The 23,875-nt window shown below is 57.7% G+C and carries 23 protein-coding genes; 13 read left to right on the plus strand and 10 right to left on the minus strand.

What is annotated here, in order from left to right; all coding sequences use genetic code 11:
* Positions 1-10: 10 nt before the first annotated feature.
* From rpsR to B3729_RS14960, 5 genes are all read left to right on the plus strand, one after another.
* Positions 11-241: a 30S ribosomal protein S18 gene (rpsR, locus tag B3729_RS14940; RefSeq protein WP_007161145.1), complete on the plus strand. Its 231-nt coding sequence runs from the start codon at positions 11-13 to the stop codon at positions 239-241.
* A gap of 35 nt (positions 242-276) precedes the next feature.
* The gene (locus tag B3729_RS14945) at positions 277-1,167 is read left to right on the plus strand and encodes a hypothetical protein (protein WP_286788269.1); all 891 of its coding nucleotides are present in this window, start codon (positions 277-279) and stop codon (positions 1,165-1,167) included.
* Between the two features lie 21 nt (positions 1,168-1,188).
* Positions 1,189-1,635: a 50S ribosomal protein L9 gene (rplI, locus tag B3729_RS14950; protein WP_010796932.1), complete on the plus strand. Its 447-nt coding sequence runs from the start codon at positions 1,189-1,191 to the stop codon at positions 1,633-1,635.
* A 149-nt stretch (positions 1,636-1,784) separates the two neighbouring features.
* On the plus strand, positions 1,785-3,179 hold the full coding sequence (gene dnaB / locus B3729_RS14955) for a replicative DNA helicase (RefSeq protein WP_010796933.1): 1,395 nt from the start codon (positions 1,785-1,787) through the stop codon (positions 3,177-3,179).
* A 224-nt stretch (positions 3,180-3,403) separates the two neighbouring features.
* On the plus strand, positions 3,404-5,656 hold the full coding sequence (locus B3729_RS14960) for a YgiQ family radical SAM protein (protein WP_010796934.1): 2,253 nt from the start codon (positions 3,404-3,406) through the stop codon (positions 5,654-5,656).
* 34 nt (positions 5,657-5,690) lie between these two features.
* Here the strand turns inward: B3729_RS14960 and B3729_RS14965 are convergent, their stop codons facing one another.
* The 6 genes from B3729_RS14965 to B3729_RS14990 form a co-directional block, all read right to left on the minus strand.
* On the minus strand, positions 5,691-7,334 hold the full coding sequence (locus B3729_RS14965; protein WP_286788270.1) for an acid phosphatase: 1,644 nt from the start codon (positions 7,332-7,334) through the stop codon (positions 5,691-5,693).
* A gap of 245 nt (positions 7,335-7,579) precedes the next feature.
* Positions 7,580-9,268, minus strand: coding sequence for a bifunctional metallophosphatase/5'-nucleotidase (locus tag B3729_RS14970; protein WP_286788271.1), 1,689 nt, complete (start codon positions 9,266-9,268; stop codon positions 7,580-7,582).
* 175 nt (positions 9,269-9,443) lie between these two features.
* Positions 9,444-10,301: an SDR family oxidoreductase gene (locus tag B3729_RS14975; RefSeq protein ID WP_286788272.1), complete on the minus strand. Its 858-nt coding sequence runs from the start codon at positions 10,299-10,301 to the stop codon at positions 9,444-9,446.
* Positions 10,302-10,333: 32 nt separating this feature from the next.
* Positions 10,334-11,401 (minus strand): class I mannose-6-phosphate isomerase, encoded by a 1,068-nt coding sequence (locus tag B3729_RS14980; RefSeq protein WP_150348088.1) that lies wholly within the window; start codon positions 11,399-11,401, stop codon positions 10,334-10,336.
* 142 nt (positions 11,402-11,543) lie between these two features.
* Positions 11,544-12,404, minus strand: coding sequence for an SDR family oxidoreductase (locus B3729_RS14985; protein WP_112297618.1), 861 nt, complete (start codon positions 12,402-12,404; stop codon positions 11,544-11,546).
* Between the two features lie 132 nt (positions 12,405-12,536).
* The gene (locus tag B3729_RS14990; protein ID WP_074823298.1) at positions 12,537-13,124 is read right to left on the minus strand and encodes a TIGR00730 family Rossman fold protein; all 588 of its coding nucleotides are present in this window, start codon (positions 13,122-13,124) and stop codon (positions 12,537-12,539) included.
* A 101-nt stretch (positions 13,125-13,225) separates the two neighbouring features.
* Between B3729_RS14990 and B3729_RS14995 the strand changes: the two genes are divergently transcribed.
* Both B3729_RS14995 and azu read left to right on the plus strand, forming a co-directional pair.
* Positions 13,226-13,462 (plus strand): hypothetical protein, encoded by a 237-nt coding sequence (locus B3729_RS14995; RefSeq protein WP_125887308.1) that lies wholly within the window; start codon positions 13,226-13,228, stop codon positions 13,460-13,462.
* A 99-nt stretch (positions 13,463-13,561) separates the two neighbouring features.
* Complete coding sequence (gene azu, locus B3729_RS15000; RefSeq protein ID WP_286788273.1) at positions 13,562-14,014, plus strand: azurin; 453 nt, start codon at positions 13,562-13,564, stop codon at positions 14,012-14,014.
* 53 nt (positions 14,015-14,067) lie between these two features.
* On the opposite strand, the gene rutR is transcribed toward azu, so the two are convergent.
* Positions 14,068-14,742 (minus strand): HTH-type transcriptional regulator RutR, encoded by a 675-nt coding sequence (gene rutR / locus B3729_RS15005; protein WP_286788274.1) that lies wholly within the window; start codon positions 14,740-14,742, stop codon positions 14,068-14,070.
* A gap of 312 nt (positions 14,743-15,054) precedes the next feature.
* Between rutR and rutA the strand changes: the two genes are divergently transcribed.
* From rutA to B3729_RS15035, 6 genes are all read left to right on the plus strand, one after another.
* Positions 15,055-16,149, plus strand: coding sequence for a pyrimidine utilization protein A (rutA, locus tag B3729_RS15010; protein ID WP_286788275.1), 1,095 nt, complete (start codon positions 15,055-15,057; stop codon positions 16,147-16,149).
* Positions 16,149-16,877: a pyrimidine utilization protein B gene (rutB, locus tag B3729_RS15015; RefSeq protein WP_286788276.1), complete on the plus strand. Its 729-nt coding sequence runs from the start codon at positions 16,149-16,151 to the stop codon at positions 16,875-16,877. Before rutA ends, rutB begins: the two co-directional genes overlap by 1 nt.
* A gap of 2 nt (positions 16,878-16,879) precedes the next feature.
* Positions 16,880-17,266: a pyrimidine utilization protein C gene (rutC, locus tag B3729_RS15020; protein ID WP_286788277.1), complete on the plus strand. Its 387-nt coding sequence runs from the start codon at positions 16,880-16,882 to the stop codon at positions 17,264-17,266.
* Positions 17,267-17,427: 161 nt separating this feature from the next.
* Positions 17,428-18,198 (plus strand): pyrimidine utilization protein D, encoded by a 771-nt coding sequence (gene rutD / locus B3729_RS15025; RefSeq protein ID WP_286788278.1) that lies wholly within the window; start codon positions 17,428-17,430, stop codon positions 18,196-18,198.
* Between the two features lie 41 nt (positions 18,199-18,239).
* A complete protein-coding gene (rutF, locus tag B3729_RS15030) occupies positions 18,240-18,779 on the plus strand; it encodes an NADH-dependent FMN reductase RutF (protein ID WP_286788279.1) in 540 nt (179 codons plus the stop codon).
* A gap of 108 nt (positions 18,780-18,887) precedes the next feature.
* Positions 18,888-20,042: a hypothetical protein gene (locus B3729_RS15035; protein ID WP_286788280.1), complete on the plus strand. Its 1,155-nt coding sequence runs from the start codon at positions 18,888-18,890 to the stop codon at positions 20,040-20,042.
* A gap of 45 nt (positions 20,043-20,087) precedes the next feature.
* Here the strand turns inward: B3729_RS15035 and B3729_RS15040 are convergent, their stop codons facing one another.
* From B3729_RS15040 to B3729_RS15050, 3 genes are all read right to left on the minus strand, one after another.
* A complete protein-coding gene (locus tag B3729_RS15040; RefSeq protein WP_286788281.1) occupies positions 20,088-21,425 on the minus strand; it encodes an MFS transporter in 1,338 nt (445 codons plus the stop codon).
* A 263-nt stretch (positions 21,426-21,688) separates the two neighbouring features.
* On the minus strand, positions 21,689-22,639 hold the full coding sequence (locus B3729_RS15045; RefSeq protein WP_037030731.1) for a PDR/VanB family oxidoreductase: 951 nt from the start codon (positions 22,637-22,639) through the stop codon (positions 21,689-21,691).
* An 81-nt stretch (positions 22,640-22,720) separates the two neighbouring features.
* Positions 22,721-23,782, minus strand: coding sequence for an aromatic ring-hydroxylating oxygenase subunit alpha (locus B3729_RS15050; protein ID WP_010796952.1), 1,062 nt, complete (start codon positions 23,780-23,782; stop codon positions 22,721-22,723).
* Positions 23,783-23,875 lie beyond the last annotated feature (93 nt).

Here is a 23,875-nt window from a genome sequence, read left to right on the forward strand (position 1 = left end):
AATCATTGTTATGGCACGTTTCTTCCGTCGTCGTAAATTCTGCCGTTTCACCGCTGAAGGCGTGAAAGAGATCGATTACAAAGATCTGAACACCCTGAAAGCCTACGTCTCCGAAACCGGCAAGATCGTTCCGAGCCGTATCACTGGCACCAAGGCCAAGTACCAGCGTCAGCTGGGTACTGCCATCAAGCGTGCTCGTTATCTGGCCCTGTTGCCCTACACCGACAGCCACGGCCGTTGAGACCGGGCATCGACACGAACTAACGGATAATTCGCATGCGAGCCCTTGCTGATTTCATCATGCGCGGTCGCATGCAAGCCACCCTTACGGTGGTGATTGCAGCGGTTGTGCCATTTCTGTACTGGCTCAGCGCTGCAGCAGGGAGTCTGGTCGTCCTGCGCCGTGGCGCAAGTGACGCTGCAGGTGTAGTGGTCTGGGCATTGCTGCCGGCCGCGTTCTGGTGGTATCTGGGGGATCCGAGCATTGCGCTCGTATTCGTCGGTACCCTGGCGCTGGCGCTGGTTTTACGCAGCAGTGTTTCCTGGCCGCGTGTCCTGCTCGCCAGCATCCTGGTCGGTCTGGCGTTTGCTGTGACCATTGGTCATGTCTACGCAGAGCCCATCAACCTCTTGGCAGAGGAAATTCAAAAGCTTCTGCCTCAGATGGCGGGTCAGTCACCGGATGCTTTGCCGGAAGCCAAGCAGGCCCAGCTGCATGACATGCTGGTGCCTGTGTTGACCGGTCTGATGGCGAGTCTTTTCCAGATTGTCTGTCTGCTGTGCCTGATGTTGGGACGTTATTGGCAAGCTGCGCTGTATAACCCAGGCGGTTTCGCGCGTGAGTTTCATGTGCTGAGATTGCCGCCCGCCCTGGCACTGGGAATGCTGTTGGTCATGCTACTGGCACCCAACATCAACCTGGGACTTGGGATGTTGACACCGCTGTGCAGTGTACCCCTGGCGATAGCTGGCGTTGCCCTGATTCACGGACTGGTAAGACAGAAGCACATGGCCACGTTCTGGCTGGTGGGGTTGTACGTGACACTGCTGATCTTTGGGCAGTTGATCTATCCGTTGTTGGTGATCGTAGCCGTGGTCGACAGTCTGTTTGATTTTCGTGGGCGCCTGGGCAATACGCCCAAGGACTCCACGAACGGTGAAGGTTAAAAGTTAAGAGGTAAGACTCAAATGGAAGTCATCCTGCTGGAAAAGATCGCCAACCTGGGCAACCTGGGCGATAAAGTGAACGTCAAGGGCGGTTACGCTCGTAACTTCCTGCTGCCGCAGGGCAAGGCAACTGCCGCTACTGCTGACAACGTTGCTGCGTTCGAAGCACGTCGTGCAGAGCTCGAGAAGCAGGCTGCCGATAAGAAGGCTTCTGCTGAAGCTCGTGCTGCCAAGCTGAACGAACTGACCGTTACCATCGCTGCCAACTCTGGCGACGAAGGCAAGCTGTTCGGCTCTATCGGTACTCGCGACATCGCCGAGGCTGTTTCTGCTGCTGGCGTTGAGCTGGACAAGAGCGAAGTTCGTCTGCCCAACGGCGCTCTGCGTAACGTTGGCGAGTTCGACGTAGATGTGCAGCTGCACACCGACGTTGAAACTACCGTCAAGGTGGTCGTGGTTGCTGAATAAGCGGTCATGACAACTGACTGGCGGGCTTGCACGAACCTGCAAGCCTGCCGACAATCGGGCACGTCATTCTCGTAATGACGTGCCCGTTTTTTTTCAGGCCATGAAGGCCTGTCTTCTCTGATCGAACTTTCGGTGCCAATCGCTACGCCATGAATGAGATCGCCATCGCTGAACAATACGATTTGCAAACTGCCGCGCTGAAGGTGCCACCGCACTCCATCGAGGCCGAGCAGGCCGTGCTGGGTGGCTTGATGCTGGATAACAATGCGTGGGAACGCGTCTCGGACCAGGTATCGGACGGCGACTTCTATCGCCATGACCATCGCCTGATCTTTCGTGCCATTGCTCGTCTGGCTGAAAGCAACCAGCCTTTCGATGTGGTTACGTTATCCGAGCAGCTCGACAAGGAAGGACAACTACCCCAGGTAGGGGGGCTGGCTTATCTGGGTGAGCTGGCAAAAAACACCCCCTCTGTTGCAAACATCAAGGCCTATGGCCAGATCGTGCGCGAGCGCGCCACGCTGCGCCAGCTGATCGGCATCAGCAATGACATTGCCGACAGTGCCTATAACCCTGAAGGTCGGGGCGCCAATGAGCTTCTTGATGAGGCGGAGCGCAAGATTTTCGAAATTGCCGAGGCCCGCCCCAAGACAGGAGGTCCGATTGGCGTTAATGACATCCTGACCAAGGCCATTGATCGAATCGATACCCTGTTCAACTCGGATAATGCCATTACGGGTGTTTCCACAGGATTCGTGGATCTGGATGATAAAACCAGCGGCCTTCAACCGTCGGACCTGGTTATCGTGGCGGGACGTCCCTCGATGGGTAAGACGACCTTTGCCATGAACCTGGTCGAAAATGCGGTACTGCGTACTGACAAGGCCGTGCTTGTATTTTCACTGGAAATGCCAGCTGATTCGATCGTGATGCGTATGTTGTCGTCCCTTGGGCGAATCGATCAGACCAAGGTCCGCTCGGGTAAGCTGGAGGACGATGACTGGCCAAGGCTGACCTCAGCGGTCAACCTCCTAAATGACCGCAAGCTGTTTATCGACGACACGGCAGGTATCAGCCCGTCGGAAATGCGTGCACGTACGCGGCGTTTGGTGCGTGAACACGGTGACTTGGCGCTGATCATGGTCGACTACCTGCAATTGATGCGGATTGGCGGGGCAGCCAGCGAAAACCGGACCAATGAGATTTCCGAAATTTCGCGCTCGCTCAAAGCGCTGGCCAAGGAGTTCAACTGTCCGGTGGTTGCGTTGTCCCAGCTTAACCGCTCGCTGGAACAGCGGCCGAACAAGCGCCCGGTGAACTCCGACTTGCGTGAATCCGGAGCGATCGAGCAGGACGCCGACGTAATCATGTTTGTGTACCGGGATGAGGTGTATCACCCTGAAACCGAGTACAAGGGTGTAGCCGAAATCATTATCGGTAAACAGCGTAACGGTCCTATCGGTACGGTGCGACTCGCCTTTATCGGCAAGTACACCCGTTTCGAGAACTTGGCGCCCGGCAGTTATAACTTCGACGACGACTAAGTTGTCGGGGGCGCAAAAAAGCCGCACACCTGTGCGGCTTTTTTATAAGCGCCTTGGCCTTGCATGTGGTAATCCAGGCGTGGATGCGCGCGTTCGGCAAGCTCAGCAGTCCAGTAACCATGCGGCTGTCAGGCGACGGATAGCGGTTCGCCTCTCTTAACTGGCTATTTTTTGTGCTATTCTTGCACCTCCTCCCGCACCACTTTTAATCCCCGGAAGCCTTCATGCTCGCTGCCAAGCCGTTGTTCGACTATCCCAAATATTGGGCTGAGTGTTTTGGACCTGCGCCTTTCCTGCCGATGAGCAGGGAGGAGATGGACCTGCTCGGCTGGGACAGTTGCGACATCATTGTCGTGACAGGCGATGCCTATGTGGATCATCCATCCTTTGGCATGGCTATCATTGGACGTCTTCTGGAAGCGCAAGGCTTTCGGGTAGGGATTATCTCCCAGCCAGACTGGCAGTCCAAAGACGACTTTATGAAGCTTGGCAAGCCGAACCTGTTTTTTGGCGTGGCGGCAGGCAACATGGATTCGATGATCAACCGCTATACAGCCGATCGCAAGATTCGCTCCGACGACGCCTATACACCAGGCGGTTTGGCCGGCAAGCGTCCCGATCGTGCCAGCATGGTCTACAGCCAGCGTTGCCGTGAAGCCTATAAGGGGGTGCCGATTGTCCTGGGCGGTATCGAGGCATCACTGCGCCGGATTGCTCACTACGACTACTGGCAGGACAAGGTACGCCATTCCATCCTGATGGATGCAAAGGCGGATATTCTGCTATACGGCAATGCCGAACGTGCAGTCGTGGAGATTGCTCACCGCTTGGCTGCGGGTGAACCCATCCAGGCGATCACCGATATTCGCGGCACTGCGTTTATCCGCAAGGACACGCCGGAAGGTTGGTTCGAGCTGGACTCGACGCGTATTGACCGTCCGGGGAAGGTCGACAAGATCATCAACCCCTACGTCAATACACAGGATTTGCAGGCGTGTGCCATTGAGCAGTCCAAGGGGCCGCAGGAAGATCCTGAGGAAGCGAAGGTTGTTCAGCTGCTGCCCAGCCCGAAGCTTACCCGTGACAAGACGGTCATTCGGCTGCCGTCGTTCGAGAAAGTAAAGGGCGATCCGGTCCTGTATGCCCACGCCAACCGCGTGCTGCACCTGGAGACCAACCCGGGCAATGCCCGCGCGCTGGTTCAGCGTCATGGCGATCAGGACGTATGGCTCAATGCGCCGCCGATTCCGCTGACCACTGAAGAGATGGACTACGTCTTCGGGCTGACCTATGCCCGTGTTCCGCATCCTGCTTATAAAGGCGAGCGGATTCCTGCGTACGAGATGATCCGCTTCTCGGTCAACATCATGCGCGGCTGTTTTGGCGGCTGCACTTTCTGCTCCATTACCGAGCACGAAGGCCGCATTATCCAGAACCGTTCGGAAGAGTCCATTATTCGAGAGATTGAGGAAATTCGCGACAAAGTGCCAGGGTTTACCGGGGTTATTTCCGACTTGGGTGGCCCGACGGCCAACATGTACCGGATTGCGTGCAAGGACCCGGAAATCGAGAAGCATTGCCGCAAGCCGTCCTGCGTGTGGCCGGGTATCTGCGAAAACCTGAATACCGACCACTCGGCGCTGATCCAGTTGTATCGCTCTGCGCGTGCCCTGCCGGGTGTGAAGAAGATCCTGATTGCGTCGGGCTTGCGATATGACCTGGCAGTAGAGTCGCCGGAGTACGTAAAGGAGCTGGTAACCCATCACGTGGGGGGCTACCTGAAGATTGCGCCGGAGCACACCGAGGAAGGTCCGCTTTCCAAGATGATGAAACCGGGCATCGGCAGTTACGATCGCTTCAAGCAGATGTTCGAGAAGTATACGAAGGAAGCCGGTAAGGAACAGTACCTGATTCCTTACTTCATCGCTGCGCATCCGGGTACGACTGATGAAGACATGATGAACCTGGCGCTCTGGCTCAAGCGTAACGGCTTCCGGGCGGATCAGGTACAGGCGTTCTATCCGTCGCCAATGGCAACCGCGACTGCGATGTACCATTCGGGCAAGAATCCGCTGCGCAAGGTAACTTACAAGAGCGATGGCGTACCGATCGTGAAGGGGGAGCGTCAGCGCCGCCTGCACAAGGCGTTCCTGCGCTATCACGACCCAAACAACTGGCCGATGCTGCGTGAAGCGCTCAAGGATATGGGGCGTGCCGACTTGATCGGTAACGGCAAGCATCACCTGATTCCCACGTTCCAGCCCGCTGTGGATGGTACTTATCAAAGTGCACGTCGTAAGAATTCGACGCCACTGGGTAGCAAAAAAGCAGGCAAGCCGCTGCTGACTCAGCATACTGGCTTACCGCCGCGGGCAGCGGATGGCAGCAAGGGATGGGACAAGAAGCAGGAAGGTCAGGCGGTGGCGTTTGCCAAAGGCAAGAAAAAGCCCCGGCGAGAACCCAATATTCCGCGTTGATGAAACGGCGAGCCTCGGGCTCGCCGTTTTGCTATCAGCGGATCGTCAACGCGCCGGTAAGATCGCCCAAGGGGGAGAGACCGTGGGTGACGCGTGCGATGTCGCGCTCCACCAGACCCTTGAGCGGCGGCAAGCCGTGAAGCCGGGTGATCAGGCGCAGGATTGAGGTGGTGTCGTACAGGTCGTGATCGACATGTCCTTTGCGTGCGAAAGGTGACACGACAAGGGCCGGAATACGTGTGCCTGGACCCCAGCGATCACCCTTGGGCGGTGCTACGTGATCCCACCAGCCGCCGTTCTCATCGAACGTAATGACGACTACGGTGTTTTCCCATTGCGGGCCTTTCTGCAGATGTTCGATAACCTTGGCAATGTGCTGATCGCCTGAAGCGACATCGGCATAACCGGCATGCAGGTTGAGGCTGCCCTGGGGCTTGTAGAAGGTTACAGGCGGCAGGCGACCGGCATCAATGTCTGCCAGAAAGCGGTTGGTGCTCGGATCATCGCCAATCCCGCCGTCGCGGATGTGCTGCTCGCGTGCTGCCGTGCCCGGAGCGAAGCGCTTGAAGTAGTTGAATGGCTGGTGGTGCGCCTGGAGCCGGGTATCGGCGCCATTGCCCTCCAGCGCTGCCTGCCAGCCTCCCGAGTACCAAGCCCAGTCCACGCCCTTGGCTGACAGCAGGTCGCCAATGGTGGCATGGGTCTGTGGTGGCAGTACGCTCGGGTTGGTCGGGTCGGACAAGGCCGGGTCGCCTCCTGCCGGCGGCGGAATCTGGCTGGGCTGATAGGGCGGCAGCATGGTGTTGATGGCATAGCCGTCAGGGCTAAGCGCGCCCGGATTGACGAATACCGGACGTCCATCCAGGGCCGAAGCAGGAGAGTTGTCCGCCAGAGCCAACTCATAGCCCAGCGGATTCTTCCCTTTAAGCACCGCCACCTTGTCCTTTGCCGGGCTGGTGGTGTGGTTGGGGTAGAACGGCGCGCGACCCGAGATCAGGAACTGATGGTTCAGGAAAGAGCCACCAAAAGCAGCCATGAAGAAGTTGTCGCAGAGGGTGAATTCCTGGGCCAGTTTCCACAAGCGCAACTTCTCGGGCTGGCTGTAGTAACCCATGACCAGTGCGCCGGAGTCACCCCAGGCGACAAAGCCGTCATTGCGTCCGCCGTTGATCTGCATCTGGTTCTGGTAGAACGCATGTACGAGATCACGAGTGATCAAGCCCGGGTTAAGCGGCTTGCCTTGAGTATCCTTCAGAGGAAAGGGTGCATTGGAAAGCCCACTGATCTGATCTTCAGTAATCAGGTATTGCTGACCGTCAATGGTCTGAGCCATAGGCACCAGGCCACCCCAGATCTTGGGTAAGTGCGGTAGCGGCTGTCCGTTACGGTCCTTCTGCTGGAAATGCTTGGCGTTGACCGCAGACAGTGGCTTCGAGACGCCAGGAAAATTGCCAAACAGGTTATTGAAGCTGCGGTTTTCCGCGTAGATCACAACGACATTTTTGATTTGCCGTTTCAGTGAATGGTCGAATGCCTTGCGCTCGGCAGCTTCAGCCATTCCCATGCGGTCAAGACCGGGCAAACCTAGCCCTAACCCGACGACACCTGCTCCGATCAGGAAGCGGCGTCTTGATTTCTCGAGGGTGGAATCGGGCTTATTACGGTCGTCATCTTTCATCGGAGGAAACCTCAGTAACGGAGCTGGCCTCTACAGTAGTAACAAAATATTTCAGATTTTCGAGCGATACGTTCTTATTAAGTCAGTTATTTGTATGCCTAGCTAACTTTTTTGCAGGCGCTGGCTGATCAGTTTTATCACTGAGAGCATGCGAGCCAGTAAGGGCAGGCGGACTACCGCTGCAGTCCGTAGATGAAGCGCCATGTTACATAGCATGGCGCTAAGAAGGGTCATATCAGCCACGCTTACAAGCGTTGAATACGTCCGGCAGGTTTAGCTTGGCCGGCCGGCTTGCCGGACGTGTCCCGTTCAACGAGATAGTGTTCAAGCGCATCGACATCAAGAATGCCGGTCTCCTGTACGTGGCGGGCGTGCTTGAGGGTCTCGAGTCCATCTCCTCCTTGGGCCATGAAGTTGTTCACTGTAATGCGGTAATCCCGGTCGAGCCGGATCGGCTGTCCGTTCAGCTTCATGCTTCCGGAAACCACTTTCTGGCCCGGTTTGCCTGCCGGATTCCAGCGGTAGCTGAAGCCTTCCGAAACCTGCATCAGACTGGCGCTGTCGTCACTGCTCCATTGCTCCTCCATGAGCTGATAGAGCTGGGCACCGCTCAAGGTCAGCAAGGTCAGGGTATTGCCGAATGGCTGATTGGCGGCCAGTTGGGCGTAGGTCAACCTGGATTGGCCAGGCTCCAGAGTCAGATTGCTGCGGATGCCGCCTGCGTTCATGAGGGCAATCTGGGCGCCCAGCTTGCGTGTCGCCTGAAGTTGGGCATCGGCAATGAGATCGCCTAGCGTCGATTCGCCATTGGCATCGGTCATGCGGGTGATCTGGGGGACAGCAATACGTGCGATAGGCCGCTGAAGCACATGCTGGCTACGCTTTTCAACTTCCTGACGCAGCGCGGCGAGCGCTGGATCGGGGGTGTAGCGATGGGCGTCCACGGTCAGGTTTTCGCTGCTGGCCGAGACGATGTCGTGGGTCTTGGGGTTAATGCCGAGCCGTACATGGCTGACGAACTGCCCGTAGGAGCCGCCCTGAAAGACAAGGCGATTGTCCACGTGACAGGTATAAGACTGATGCGTGTGGGCACTGGCAACGACATCGACTGCCGGATCAAGGCGCTTGGTAATCTCGACGATAGGGCCGCGCAGGCGGGTGCAGTCTGGCGCGTTGTAGGATTCATTCGTGCCTCCGCCCTGGTGAATCACTGCGATGATGGCCTCTACACCCTGGGCCTTGAGGGCAGGGATCTGGGCGTTGATGGCATCGGCTTCGTCCTGAGCGCTCAGTCCGTTCATGCCAGCCGGCGAGACGATCCGGGCTACGTCTTTCAGCACGGCACCCACGAATGCGATTTTTTGTCCGTGGGCTTCCAGGATCTGGTAGGCCGGAAACACGGGTTTACCCGTCTGGTTATCGATCAGGTTTGCAGCCAGGTAGGTAAAGTGCGCCCCCTGATAGTTTTTGTGCAGCTGGCAGGCTTTCTGGGGTCGGTTGGAAGCGCAGCCGCCATTGATGATACGCAGCAGTTCATCCTTTCCGTTGTCCAGCTCATGATTACCTACCGCCGAGAGTTGCAGCCCCAATAGGTTCATGGCTTCGATGGTGGGCTCGTCCGCCCAGAGCGATGAGATGGGTGGGCTGCCACCGATGAGGTCACCGCTGGCAACGACCAGTAGCTCTGGATCCTGTTGACGCAGATAGTTGATAACGCCACCCAGCACCTCTATACCACCCGCTTCGATTGTGCGTTTGCCGTCGGGTGCGGTGGAGTCAGGGTAGGTCAGTCTGGCGGGTTGCAGGTAGCCGTGAAAGTCATTGAATACGGCCAGGTTGATCTCTAACGGTTGGGTCGGGGCCGAAGAGCAGGCCGTCAGCAGGAGGGACAAGGCCACAGGGCCCAGGGCAGCATAAGAGCGAACAGGCATCATCTAGCGCTTCCAGGTGCAGAGGGATATGCATGCCAGAGAGGCATACCAAGCGGATCGCTTCATCCTTTAAGCAATAGCATGCTTTCAACGAAACGGTAGGCGCAGTATGAAGCGGAGAGATGACAGAACAGCGTAAGAGGCCGGCTGGGCCGTTAGACAGCCCAGCCGTGATCGATCAGAGCACGGGCGAGCCGCCAGTGACAGGCACCATGGCACCGGAGACGTAGCTGGATTCATCCGAGGCCAGCATTACATAGACTGGCGCCAGTTCGACAGGCTGGCCAGGACGACCCAGCGGCGCCATCTTGCCGAAGCTTTCCACCTGTTCGGCTGGCATGGTGCAGGGGATCAGCGGCGTCCAGATCGGTCCGGGTGCCACGCTGTTTGCGCGAATACCTTTTTCGGCCAGAAGTTGCGCCAGACCTGCCGTGAAGTTGGCGATTGCTCCTTTGGTGGCGGAGTAAGCCAGCAGTGAAGGAGGCGCGATGTCCGCATTGATCGAGGAGGTATTGATGATGGAGCCGCCCTTGGGCATGTGCTTCACAGCCGCCTGGGTAATGCGGAACATGGCGGTGATGTTCACATCGAACGTTTGCACCCACTCTTCATCCGGAATTTCTTCCAGCGACTGGCGGGTCATCTGGAACGCGGCGTTGTTGACCAGCACGTCGATACGGCCAAACGCTTCAACGGTTTTCTGCACGACGGCCAGGCAATTTTCACGCTTGCTTAAGTCTCCTGGAATCAGGATTGCCTTGCGGCCTGCTTCGGTCACGAGACGGGCGGTTTCACGGGCGTCCTCGTCTTCGCTCAGGTAGGAGATGGCAACGTCCGCACCTTCGCGAGCAAAGGCCAGGGCCACCGCGCGGCCGATACCGCTGTCACCGCCGGTAATGAGTGCGGCTTTGCCTTTCAGGCGGCCGGAGCCTTTGTAGCTCTGTTCGCCAAAGTCCGGACGCGGATTCATCTGGCTTTCATAGCCCGGATAGGGCTGGGTTTCGGCTGGCATGGGGGGTGTTGGATAGTCGGACATAAAGACCTCCTTTCAAGTGGTTAGAAAAAGGGTTAATGCGTGGCGCCCAGCACTGCAAAGGCTTGATCACCGTAGCCTGCAGCGCGCAAGGGCGTCCGAATGTCTTGCTCAAGGTCAGGTACGTAGCCGAACAGGACGTCAGCCGGTCCGGCTAACTGAATTTCTCCTAGCGCGGCAGGCAGCAGAAGGGTTTCGGCAGCACCCAGGACGCCAGACCAGTTACCGGCCTGAATGCGGATGGGTGTGCCGACGTTGCTGAGCAGCGTGGCCTTGTTGAAACGGTAGGTAAGGGGCTTGGCGCCCGCACCGGCTACACGCCAGCGCTCCAAGGCAAAGTAAGGGCTAGCAGTACAGATTAAGCGATCAATGTCATTGCCTTGGGGCAGCCGGAAGCCGGGTGTGAATTCGGGTTGGGGTTCGAGATAGCACTCTTCGAGCAGCTGATCGATACCAGCAATCCAGTCCTGATGGCTGAGCGGCGAGCCGTCGGACATTTGCCAGGGCATTGCCTGTTGTTGGATGTCCGAAGTCTGCTCGATCTCATAGATCAGCGTACCGGGGCCAAAGCTGTGCAGCGTGCCTCCAGGCACATAGATGGTTTCGCCTGCACGGACCGGCAGACGCCGCATGACGGCGTCGTAATCCTGGGCAATCAGGGCGCTGCGCAAGGTATCGCGATCAATTCCCGGCTTGATTCCGACCAGTGCGGTGGCACCGGGCTCGGCCCAAAGGATATGCCAAGCTTCGGTCTTGCCGTTGGGCTGGCATTCGAGACGGCGAGCGGTTTCGTCATCAGCATGCAAATGCACCGGCAACATGCCGCAGCCATCGATAAACTTGCTGAGCAGGGGGAAATAGGGACCGTCAAACCCCGGGCCCACCAGCTCGGTGGGATAACGCTTCACCAGATCACGAAGCGATTGACCGGCAAGCGAGCCCTCGGTGACATTTGCAATGCTGCCTTCGACATCGCTGACTTCCCATGTCTCGGCAATACGGCCGGCAGGCAGCCCGCGGCGACCCAGTATTTCAGCAATGGCGTGACCGCCGAACATGTGGCTACGGATAGGGGTAGATAACCGAAGAGGGTACCAGTCCATGTGTGCTCCTTAGTACAGATGAGGAACAGGCAGGCAAAACAATCCCGTACGCTCACAAGGGCGCATGAGTCATTAAGAGCATGTAGATGTTTGGGTCTGGCCACGGTCGGCCGGTTTGTAGCCGACCATGGCGCAGTAGGTTTTACAGAATCGGCTTGCCGCCAGTGACCGCAACGCGAGCGCCGGACACATAGCTGGCTTCATCAGAGGCCAGCATGACATATACAGGCGCAAGTTCAGCCGGTTGACCTGCTCGTCCCAGTGGAACCTGGCTACCGAACTGCGAGGCCTGTTCAGGCGGCATGGTGGACGGAATCAGCGGTGTCCAGATCGGGCCGGGTGCCACGCTGTTCGCGCGGATGCCTTTTTCGGCCAGGAGCTGAGCCAGACCTGCCGTGAAGTTGGCAATCGCTCCCTTCGTGGTGGCATAGGGCAGCAGAGTGGCCTTGGGCATGTCCGAATTCACAGAGGTGGTATTGATGATCGAACCACCTTTGCCCATGTGTTTGACGGCTGCCTGGGTGATACGAAACATGGCCGTGATGTTCGTATCGAACGTGTACACCCATTCTTCGTCCGGAATCTCTTCCAGCGACTCGTGGGACATCTGGAATGCGGCGTTATTGACGAGTACATCGATGCGGCCGAACTCGGACACGGTCTTCTGAACGATATCCAGGCATTGCTGGCGCTTGCTGATATCGCCTGGCAGTAGCAGAACCTTGCGTCCGGCTTCTTTCACGTAGCGCGCAGTATCCTCGGCATCTTCATGTTCGTTCAGGTAGGAAATGGCAACATCGGCACCTTCCCGAGCGAAGGCAATAGCTACTGCACGACCGATGCCGCTGTCTCCCCCGGTGATGAGCGCAACCTTACCAGCCAGACGACCAGATCCCTTGTAGCTCTGCTCGCCACAGTCCGGAACGGGTGTCATTTTGGATTGAAGTGCTGGCGGCTCTTGGGGTTGTTCGGGGAAAGGCGGGCGTGGGTAATCGGTCATGATGAATTCCTCCAAACGTGTTAGGGCGATGTAAAAATGCGACATGCCATACGTTGAGCGGGTTCACCAAAAGAGATGAATGGTGCTGAAACGATAAAACGAGGCCATACGCCTCGCTTTATCGACTGAAGTGATCTACTTGGGCGCGTTGGCGTGCCAGCGAGGCGCTACGGTGGGCGTCCATTGTTCAAGCGCATTGAGCAGTTCATCCGGCGACTGGCTCACCTGAAGCATCTCGCGATGAGGGCCGGCCACGAAGCCCTGACTTACTGCATGATCCAGGAACTGTGCAAGGGGCGCGTAGAAGTTATTTACTTCCAGAAGGCCCAGCGGCTTTGCGTGATAGCCGAGCTGACCCCAGGTCCAGACTTCAAATAGCTCTTCCAGTGTGCCCAATCCCCCCGGCAGAGCTACAAACGCATCGGCCAGTTCTGACATCCGTGCCTTACGGGCATGCATGCCATCGACTACTTCAAGACGGGTCAGTCCCTTGTGGCCGACTTCGGCATCCTGGAGGCTTTTGGGGATGATGCCTATCACCTCGCCTCCGGCTGCGAGGGTCGCGTCGGCCACGATGCCCATCAGGCCCACGGCACCGCCACCATAGACGAGCGTAAGACCGCGCTTGGCCAGGGCGCGACCCAAGGCTTCGGCAGCTTCACGGTAGATTGGGTCGGCGCCTGTCTTGGCGCCACAAAATACACAAACGGCTTTCAACGACATTGCTGATCCTTGGCTGGTAGGAGGCGTAAGCGTAATCCTCACGCCAAGGTTAACCAAGCCTTGTCATGATCAGTGCCGTAGTGCATGCGGGAGAGGTGGCCATGAAGCAATCGGCTGATCGCGGGTGCGCGCGTGCCGATTACTTCAGGCTGGAGGGAGCATCAGGCAGAGACCTGTTCAGGACAGGTGCCGCTGGCACCCAGAGCGTAGGCGATGAAAAGCTGGTTGATGTAGTCCGGGAATTTCATGGTGGGTACTCCTCAAGACGGCAAGTGACAGGGGCATCCTCTCAATATCAGGCTGGCCTTGCCGCTCAAAAGTTTCGATGGCAGCCATAGCCGTTTCGTTGCAAACCATGTTCCAGACGTTTTAGCGATTGGAACTCGCTTTCAAACATGCCAGTCTTCACTAAGTGAATACATGCGTTAGGAGATTTCATGAAACGTTCGCTTTTCGCTGTCTCTCTGCTTGCTCTGGCCAGCTCATCCGTATGGGCAGCCGACCAGTGCTCGGTCGATATTCAGGGAACTGATCAGATGACCTTCAGCACGGACAAGATCAGGGTCAATGAGGACTGCAAGCAATTCACGGTCAACCTGATCCATCCCGGCACGCTTCCCAAGAATGTGATGGGGCATAACTGGGTCTTGACCACAAAGGATGATGTCCAGGGTGTTGCCACTGACGGTATCGCGGCTGGCATGGACAAGGATTACCTCAAGGAAAACGATTCCCGCGTGATCGCCCATACCAAGGTGATTGGGGGTGGCGAAAAGACGTCCGTGACGTTTGATACCTCCAAATTGAAGAAGGGAGAGGACTATGAATATTTCTGCTCCTTCCCCGGTCATGCGGCCATCATGAAGGGCACGCTCACGATCGACGACTGAATGTCGAAAGACCGATAGAAAGCCCGGCATTGACCGGGCTTTTGCATTTCAGGCTAACGGGGCTTCAAACCGTCCAGAATCAGTGCCTGTACACTGCTCAGCACCTCTTCGAAAAACACAGGGTCATCGAGGGTCTTGCCCAGGATGGCCTGAACTTGGACACGAAAGTCGGCGTAGTGCTGGGTGGTTGCCCAGAGCGTAAAGATCAGGTGATGCGGGTCGACCGGAGCCAGTTGACCGGTGTCGATCCAGGCGCGGATTACTGCAGCTTTGGCCTCGACCGTCTCCCGCAGGGGCACTTCCAGTTCGCTCAGGAGCAGCGGCGCGCCTTGCAGGATTTCCATGCAGAACAGGCGGGATTCGGCTGGGTAGTCACGAGAGATTTCCAGCTTGTGCCTGATGTAGCCCTTGATGGCGTCGATCGGGTCCTGCTCTGTGCTAAAGGTTTTCAAGGGGGCCAGCCAGATCACCAACAGCTGGCGTAGCACGTTGAGGTAGAGGTCTTCCTTGCTGCCAAAGTAGTACAGCAGATTGGTCTTGGAAACCTCTGCCTGGGCGGCTATCTGGTCAAGACTGGTGCCATGCAGGCCGTACCGGGAAAACAAGTCCAGCGCTGCCTCAAGGATGATGCCGCGCTTTTCCTCGATCTGCCGTTGGCGGCGCTCCAGTGTCGCAGCACTGGGCTTGCGAGTGGGCTTGCTGGGTGTGGATGAACGGTCCTGACTCACAACGACTCCTGCCTCTACAGCACGAACTGCACTTTACCGCGAGCGGCCTTGAGTGAGTACCGTCAGTCGAATCTCATGCTCGCCAGAGTAGCAGGTCGCCTGCGGTTTTCGCCCCATCATCGTGCGGGCTGCACAAACCAGGTGCTCTTGTTTGGACCAAATGGTCCACGCTAAGAAGCAGGTTTTGACCTAACTCCTTGTTTGCCCAGCAGAAACCTAAAGCTGGCAGAGTTTGTGCTCTGTCCCTGGTATTCCTGGCTTGCGGTACGGGCGGGAAATCACTTCGACCCACGAGCGAATCCGAGGCTGAGCATGACTCTAGACATTGGCGTATTCATCCCGATCGGCAACAACGGCTGGCTCCTCTCCGAGAACGCACCGCAGTACAAACCTACCTTCGAGCTGAATAAGAACATTGTGCAGCGCGCCGAGCACTATGGCTTCGACTTTGCCCTGTCGATGATCAAGTTGCGTGGTTTTGGTGGCAAGACCGAGTTCTGGGATCACAACCTGGAATCCTTCACCTTGATGGCAGGCCTTGCCGCCGTTACCTCCCGCATCAGGCTGTTTGCTACTGCCGCTACATTGACCCTGCCGCCTGCCATCGTGGCGCGGATGGCCTCTACCATTGACTCTATTTCCGGTGGCCGCTTCGGCGTGAACCTTGTGACCGGTTGGCAAAAGCCTGAATACAGCCAGATGGGCCTCTGGCCGGGCGATGAGTTTTTTGCTACCCGCTACAACTACCTGGGTGAGTACGCCCAGATCCTGCGAGACTTGTGGGGAACCGGTCGCTCCGACTTCAAGGGCGAACATTTCCAGATGGAAGACTGCCGTGTCAGCCCGCAACCGCAAGCTGATATGCAGATCGTGTGTGCTGGCTCCAGCGACGCCGGCATGGCGTTCTCGGCACGGTACGCCGATTACAATTTTGTCTTTGGCAAAGGTGTGAACACGCCCAAGGCTTTTGCGCCGACCTCCGAGCGTCTTATGGCTGCCACCGCCAAGACAGGCCGCGACGTAAGCTCCATCGTGCTGTTCATGGTGATTGCCGGCGAAACCGATGAAGCGGCACGTGCCAAGTGGGAACACTACAAGGCCGGCGCCGACGAAGAGGCCATCAAATGGCTGGGGGCCCAGGCGGCAGCTGATACCAAGTCAGGCGGCGATACGAATGTACGACAGATGTCGGACCCGACGTCCGCGGTCAACATCAACATGGGTACGCTAGTGGGCTCCTACGCCAACGTGGCCCGCATGCTGGATGAGATCGCCGAGGTACCCGGGGCCAGTGGCGTATTGCTGACCTTTGACGACTTCATGCAGGGCGTCACCGAATTTGGTGAAAAAATCCAGCCCTTGATGCAAAGCCGCCGCCATGTCACTCGGCTGCAGGAGAGTGCCTGATGAACGCGCTTGAATCCGTGGCAGGGTATGCCGTGCCGACAGGCAGCCAGGACGCGGTCACGCTACCTGCACGCCCTGAGCCCCTGTGGCTGAAGGCCAGCGAGACGGCAGTCATAGTCGTCGATATGCAGAACGCCTATGCAAGCAAGGGCGGCTATCTGGACCTTGCTGGCTTTGATGTAGACGCAACCGGCCCGGTAATCGAAAACATTGCCGGGGTGGTGGAAACCGCGCGTGCGACCGGTATCCAGGTTGTCTGGTTTCAGAATGGCTGGGACCCGGCCTATCAGGAAGCCGGTGGACCTGGTTCGCCCAACTGGCACAAGTCCAACGCGCTCAAGACCATGCGTAAACGCCCGGACTTGCAAGGCAAGCTGCTTGCCAAAGGCGGTTGGGATTATGCGCTGGTGGATCAGCTTCAGCCGCGGGAGGGGGATCTGGTCGTACCCAAAACCCGCTACAGCGGTTTCTACAATACGCCTCTCGATAGCCTCCTGCGTGCCCGCGGCATTCGTAACCTCGTGTTCGTAGGGATCGCCACCAATGTCTGCGTGGAGTCCACGCTGCGAGACGGGTTCTTTCTCGAATACTTTGGCGTCTGCCTGGGTGATGCCTGCCATCAGGCCGGGCCGCGTTCGGCACATGACGCAGCATTGTTCAATATCGAGACCTTTTTTGGTTGGGTTTCGACGGTTGCCGACTTTCACGCAGCGTTCAAAAAGGACTGACCATGCCCAAGCAAAGCGTAATTCCTGCCGGAACCGGAAAACCCCTTGCGCCCTTTGTTCCAGGCTCACTGGCTGATGGAGTTCTGTATGTTTCCGGCACCCTGCCGTTTGACAAGGACAACAACGTTGTACACGTAGGCGATGCCGCTGCACAGGCGCGGCATGTGCTGGAAACCATCAAGGGGGTCGTGGAGGAGGCCGGCGGAACGATGGATGACGTGACCTTCAACATGATCATGATCACCGACTGGGCGAACTACGGGGCGATCAACGCGGTGTACGCCGAGTATTTTCCAGGCGAGAAGCCCGCGCGTTATTGCATCCAGTGCGGCCTGGTAAAGCCGGATGCGTTGATCGAGATCGCCAGTATCGCCCATGTGGGAGCGTAAGTGAGCAAGTGAAGTGGTGGGTATCGCTTCGCTCAACCCATCTTATGAGTCTGTAGGTTGGGTCGAGCCGTCAGGCGATACCTGCTACCAGGGGATTCCCCGTCACGCACCTCATGAAACAACCCATGCGCGTTATCCAACGGTATACAGGGGAGCCTTGCATGCACTACGAGATCCATGGCCGGCAGGATGCCGAGGCTGATACCATCGTACTGTCATCCGGTCTTGGCGGTGCGGGGGCATTCTGGACGCCGCAGCTCGCGGCGCTGGGCGAGTACTTCCGCGTGGTGACTTACGACCAGACCGGCACAGGCAAGAGCCCGGCGGTTATCCCTGAGGGCTATACCATCGAGGCCATGGCGCAGGATGTACTGGATATGGTCGATGCGCTGGGTATCACGCGTTGCCATTTCATGGGGCACGCCCTGGGCGGTCTTGTAGGGCTTCAGATCGGCTTGATGCGGCCCGAACTCTTGATCAGCCAGATTCTGGTCAACGCCTGGAGCAAGCCTAATCCGCACAGCGCCCGCTGTTTTGCTGTACGACTCGCGCTGTTGAACAATACAGGTCCGGCCGCCTACATACAGGCCCAGCCCCTGTTTTTGTATCCCGCCGACTGGATGCTGCAAAACACTAAACGCCTCGAGGCCGACGAAGCCCATGCCCTGGCGTATTTTCCCGATAGCGAGAATGTGCGCCGACGTATCGCTGCATTGCAGGCATTCGATGTGGATACCCAGCTGGCGCAGATCAGAACACCCACCCTGATCGTCGCCAACCAGGACGATCTGCTAGTGCCGTGGGTGTGTTCCGAGCATCTGGCCAAACACCTGCCCGATGCGCAGTTCGAGCTGCTCAGCTACGGCGGGCATGCCTCCAGCGTGACGGACCCCGATACCTTTAACGCTTTAATGCTCGACTACCTGACCTGAATCCGATGACAGGAGCGTCGCTCCTGCAGTGAGGCTATGCCATGTCACTTGCCAACCTGAATATCGTTTCGCCCGTACAACCTCTGCGTGTACCCAAGCAGGACTATCGCGATGCCATGGCCCGGCTGGGCGCGGCGGTCAATATCGTGACGACTGATGGTCCCCAAGGCCGTGCCGGCTTCACGGCAACAGCCGTGTGCAGCGTGACCGACGAGCCGCCTACCTTGCTGGTCTGCCTGAACCGTTCAGCCTCGGTCTATCCGATTTTCAAGGCCAACGGCACTTTGTGCGTGAATACTCTGAGCAGTGAGCACAAGGCACTCTCCAATCTGTTTGGCGGTAAAACCGGTATGCAGGATCGATTTGCCGCGGCGTGCTGGAATACCCTGATCACCGGCTCGCCAGCGCTGGAAGGAGCGGTAGTCTCATTTGATTGTCGAATCGTTTCGATCAATACCGTAGGCACTCACGACGTACTCCTGTGCGAAGTGGTCGCTATCGAGCGCCAGGACGATGTAGATGGGCTGGTCTACTTCAACCGGAGTTATCAGGACCTGCTGACATCCGCTCCCTGCGGATAACGATGGTAGGGATGTGCTGAGCCGCTTATTCCTCGTAGAGTATGGGCTGATACATGGGTCGATTAGGCTGTGTCGGTTCGTACAAGAAAGGGTCGAGGATAAGAGTCCATGAGAGGTATCGTTTCTGTGCTGCAGTGCTGTGGCGTGGCACTGTTGCTGGCTGCCGGTTCGGCCATGGCAGAGCCGGAGCTGCTGCAGGGCACTGTCGGGCAGGCCAAGGTGCTGGTTGAACTGGATCTGGCTAAACCCGACGAGGTGACCGGGCGCTATTTCTACCAGAAGTACCACACCGATATTGCGCTCGACGGAGCGTTGGACAAGCAGCATACCCTGCGTCTGAGTGAGAATCGTCCTTTTTTCAGCACGAAAAGCGTGCCCATGCAGTGGACGCTCAAACAGGGCGCCAATGGTCGCTGGACCGGCCGCTGGGCCAGCAAAGGCAAGACGCTCGATATCAGTCTTTCCCCTGTAGCGCTGCCGCCGGCACGTCCTGACGATTTACCCGCTCTGGACGAGCTGCGGCGTACATCACCCTATGAGTATCTGCGCCTGAAAGGGCTGAGCCTGAAGAAAGACAGGCAGGACACCTTTATGGGGTATGGTTTGCAGTGGTGGGTGGAGCCCGTTTCCCGCATTCGCCTGTTCCAGCTGGTTTCATCCCCTACAGCGATGGATCTTAGCGCTGCCAACAGGACGCTGCAGAATCGGCAGTGGCAGGAGGTGAACAGCTATTTTGGATGTCTGTCCGGGGCACGTGATCGTGAGACAGAGTTCGATCAGACGGTCAAACCGGTATTTATCAATGACTCTGTACTGAGCGTCAGTCTGTTCACCAGCTACGACTGCGGCGGTGCGCATCCAGACTTTGGTGATGCGCCGCTCAACATGGAGTTGGCCACCGGCAAGATTCTAGAGTTGGAAGATGTGTTCTGGCTGGGTAAGGGGCCGTCCATCCATTACGAGCGGGGCATGGATAATCTGGAGGCGTACTCCAACTACCGCGAGCAGTTGTTTGCCCCGTGGGTGGTTGACCAGTTCAAGCGTCTGTATCCCGAGCTGATGAACGACGACCCGAACGAATGCAATTACCAGGACCCTTCTGTCTGGCAGTTTTCGGTGTGGTATTTCGAGCCTCGTGGAATTTACCTGGGGCCTACTTTTGCCCGGGCAGCCAGAAGCTGCGATGAGCCAGGCGATACGGTGATTCCCTACAAGACCATCAAGGCGCATCCGGGGCCGGTCAAGGTCACGCTACCGGAGTGATCGGATCAGACTAGAGGCAGCCGGAGCGGCCTCTAGTCTACTCACTCAATGAGCCTGTGAAGGTGCGCCCACGGTACGAACAGGGGCAGACAGTTTGAGCAGAAGCACCGTAGCCGCTGCCAGTACAAACACCACGGCGTAGCCCTGATACAGCTGAGCCGGACCCCATTGCAGGTCAATCAGCCCACCGGCCACCAGTGGCGAGAGAATAGCCCCGAAGCGGCCAATGCCAATACCCCAGCCCATACCCGTTGCGCGTACCGAGGCGTCATATGCCATGGAGGCCAAGGCATACAACCCGGCAATGCAGCCGTTACTGAAGAGGCCAATGAGCAGACCCAGGGTAAAGGCCGTGGTCAGTGAGGAGGTGGAGGAAACGAACAGGCTGAGCAGCACGGCTGTGCAGGCCATGAAAACGGCCAGCAGGTGGCTGATCTTAAAGCGTGCAGCGAGCATACCGATCAAGGCTGCACCAAAGATGCCGCCAATGCTCAGCAATACTCCACCCGTCACGCCCTGCTGTGCAGAAAGACCGGCCGACACCAGCAGCTTGGGCGTCCAGCTCATGATGAAGTAGAAACCGAACATCGTCAGGAAGAATGAGCCCCAGATCAACAGGGTGGTGCGTAGCAGCGCGGGTGAAAATAGCTGTTTGAAGCTGCTGCCCTTGTGCGCTTCGCGCATGGGCTGCGGAGGCAACTCGGTAAGCGGTGCATAGCCCAATTTCTGGGCCAGGCGATTGACCCGCACCAGGGCATTGTCCGGGCGCTTGGCCAGTAGAAAATCCAACGATTCGGGCAGACGCCACAGTACGAAGGGAATGATAGCGAACGTCACCAGACCACCAAAGACGAAGACCGAGCGCCAGCCCCAGGCAGACAGCAATGCCACGGCAATAAGCCCGCCAATGGTGGCCCCGAGGGCATAGCCGGTGGATTGCAGGGTCACTGCAAGCCCACGCCACCGCTTGGATGAGTACTCGCTGGCAATCACATTACTGCTGGCCAGGATGCCACCAATGCCAAGCCCAGTGATGGCCCGCAATACAGCCAGCTGAGTAGCTGACTGACTGAATGCAGACAGCAACATGCCAAGGCCTGCAACGGTTACGCACGCCAGAATGAGCGGGCGACGGCCAAAGCGATCCGCCCAGGGAGCAATAAATAGCGAGCCCGCAGCCATGCCAAACAGTCCCGCGCTGAGCAGTACGCCCAGCTGAGCGCCAGAGAGCTTCCATTCAGCGGAAACGGACGCGGCGGTAAAGGCCATGACCAGTACGTCGAAGCCGTCGATCATGTTTAACGCGATACAAATGATAATGGCGGTCCATTGAAAACCATTCATGCGGCCTTCATCGACAGCCCGGCGAAGGTCGTTATGCATGGCCCGCCTCCCGAATAGTGGTGGCGCGCAAGTGACGTGCATAACAGAGCAGAGATAGCGGTGTCATGAGCATGGGGGTGCCTCTTGTTATTGTTGTAGTACTGAAAGTCTGCTCGAAGCGTTCAAGCCTTGATCGCGATATTCGAGGCAGACCGGATGCAGTACTTATACGACACCGCGGCCCTCTCGACGTAGAAGAGTGGCCGCTTAACGAACAGCTTTTGATGGCGATCTGATGACCTGACGGGCGTCCATCAGGCCTATCAGATATCCAGGACCAGCACAGCGCTCTTGGCGCGTGAGCAACAGGGCGTGAATTGATCGTTCGCGGCCTGTTCATCCTCTGTCATGAACATGTCCCGGTGTTCTGGCGTACCGTCCAGCACGCGGGTCAGACAGGTGCCGCAGATACCTTGCTCACAGGACATCGGAATGTCGAACCCCGCCTCCAGCAGAACGTCGAGTGCGGTACGTTCAGCGGGAACATGCAGGGTCTGTCCGGTGCTGGCAATCCTGAGGTCGAAGCTGCCATCGTTGGAGGTATCGGTGGGTGCTGCCGCAAAATATTCACGATGCAGTTGCTCCTCCGGCCAACCGTTGGCTTTGGCTGTGCTGAGAACGTACTCCATGAAGCCTGTCGGGCCGCACACGTACACGTGTACATCCGGCTCCGGCTGGCCCAGCACTTGAGTGGCGTCCAGCTTCTGCTGCGCGGGGCCATCGTCATGGTGAAAATGTACCTGACCGGCAAACGGTGAGGTGCTGATTCGCTCGACGAATGCCGTGCGATCGGCGGAGCGGGTGCAGTAATGCATCTCGAAGTCTGCGGCCATATTCGACAGACGCTCGGCCATGCACAGAATGGGCGTCACGCCGATACCGCCAGCAAACAGCAGGCTGCGTTTGGCGCCATGCGCCAGGGGAAACAGATTGCGCGGCTCGCTGATAGTGAGGTGTGTACCTTCCTTGAGCTGATGAACACCGAGCGAGCCGCCACGGGAGGCGGGGTCCTTGAGAACGGCAATCTGATAGCGATGGCGCTCGCTTGGCGGGTTGCAGAGCGAATATTGCCGAACGATGCCATCCGGCAAGTGCACATCGATATGCGAGCCGGCACTGAATTCCGGCAAGGGTGAGCCATCGACACTGGCCAGCTCGAGGCTGCAGATGTCCGTGGCTTCGGTTTTCTTCGAAACGATCAGAACGTCGATCACGATAAAGTCCTCGGCTGAGTGGCCTGCCATGCAAGCCACCTCAATAGCAGGCGCCTCTGTACGAAGGAGGCGCCAGGGGCATCAGGCGGTAGCAATCATGCCCAGCGGGGCAGCTGCGCTACGCTCGCTTTCGATGAGGCGATCCAGAATCCGGCGCGACTGTACGCCGCCCGCGTCGATGTTCAGCTTCAGCAGTTGCCGTTCGGGATAGGCCAGCAGGTTCTGTTGCTGACGTTCCAGCATTTCCAGGTCTTCGGAGAAGATCTTGCCCTGGCCTTCACGGATGGTCGCCGTCAGCGCCTCGTCTTCAGGTCTGAAATTGCGCGCCATGCCCCAGAAGTACCAGATAGAGGTCTCGGTCTCCGGTGTAATGAAGTCGACCACAATGCTGGAGGCCTTGTATTTGGGATCGGCCTCGTAACCGCCATGCCCGGCATGGGCCACACCCACTTCAATCAGAACATGGCTTGGTGGCGTGAAGCGGCAGATCTGCCAGCGATCCACGGGGACGTCATCCGCCAGGTTGTTGCCGCGCAAGGCCATGCGCCAGAAGGGCGGGGCCATGATGTTTTCCATATGGCGGCTAGTGATGACGGTATCGCCTTCCACTTTCGTGATGGGTGCGGCTTCATCGATCTCCTTCTGCCCGATGCTGCTGGCATGGACATAGGTCTCATGGGTCAGGTCCATGAGGTTGTCGATCATCAAGCGATAGTCACAGTTGATGTGATACAGGCCGCCGCCATATGCCCACTCGGGGTTGTCGGCCCATTCCAGATGATGAATCAGGGCAGGATCGGCTTTTTCGGCCTCGCCGGTCCAGACCCAGATGAAGCCGTAGCGCTCTTCGACCGGATATTGACGGATACAGGGGAAACCACGAACGCGTTGGCCTGGCATGGCAACGGTCTTGCCATCGCAGCCCATCTCCAGGCCGTGATAGCCGCATACAAGGGCGCCGTCACGTACAAAGCCCAGCGAGAGGGGGGCGCCACGGTGAGGGCAGAAATCCTCCAGGGCCGCGACCTTGCCTTCCGGACCACGGTAGAAAACGATCTTTTCACCACAAATCTGACGGCCGAGCGGTTTATCGGCGATCTCGTCAGGCGTACAGGCTACATACCACGTATTTTTCGGGAACATGGTGGGCTCCTCGCAGGGCTGTTTTGTTTTTATTGGATCCAATACTTCGCGCTATACAGATCCTGAGTCAATCTATAAGTCACTATTGGATCC

Source organism: Pseudomonas sp. UBA3149, assembly GCF_002364655.1.
Taxonomy (GTDB): Bacteria; Pseudomonadota; Gammaproteobacteria; order Pseudomonadales; family Pseudomonadaceae; genus Chryseomonas; species Chryseomonas luteola.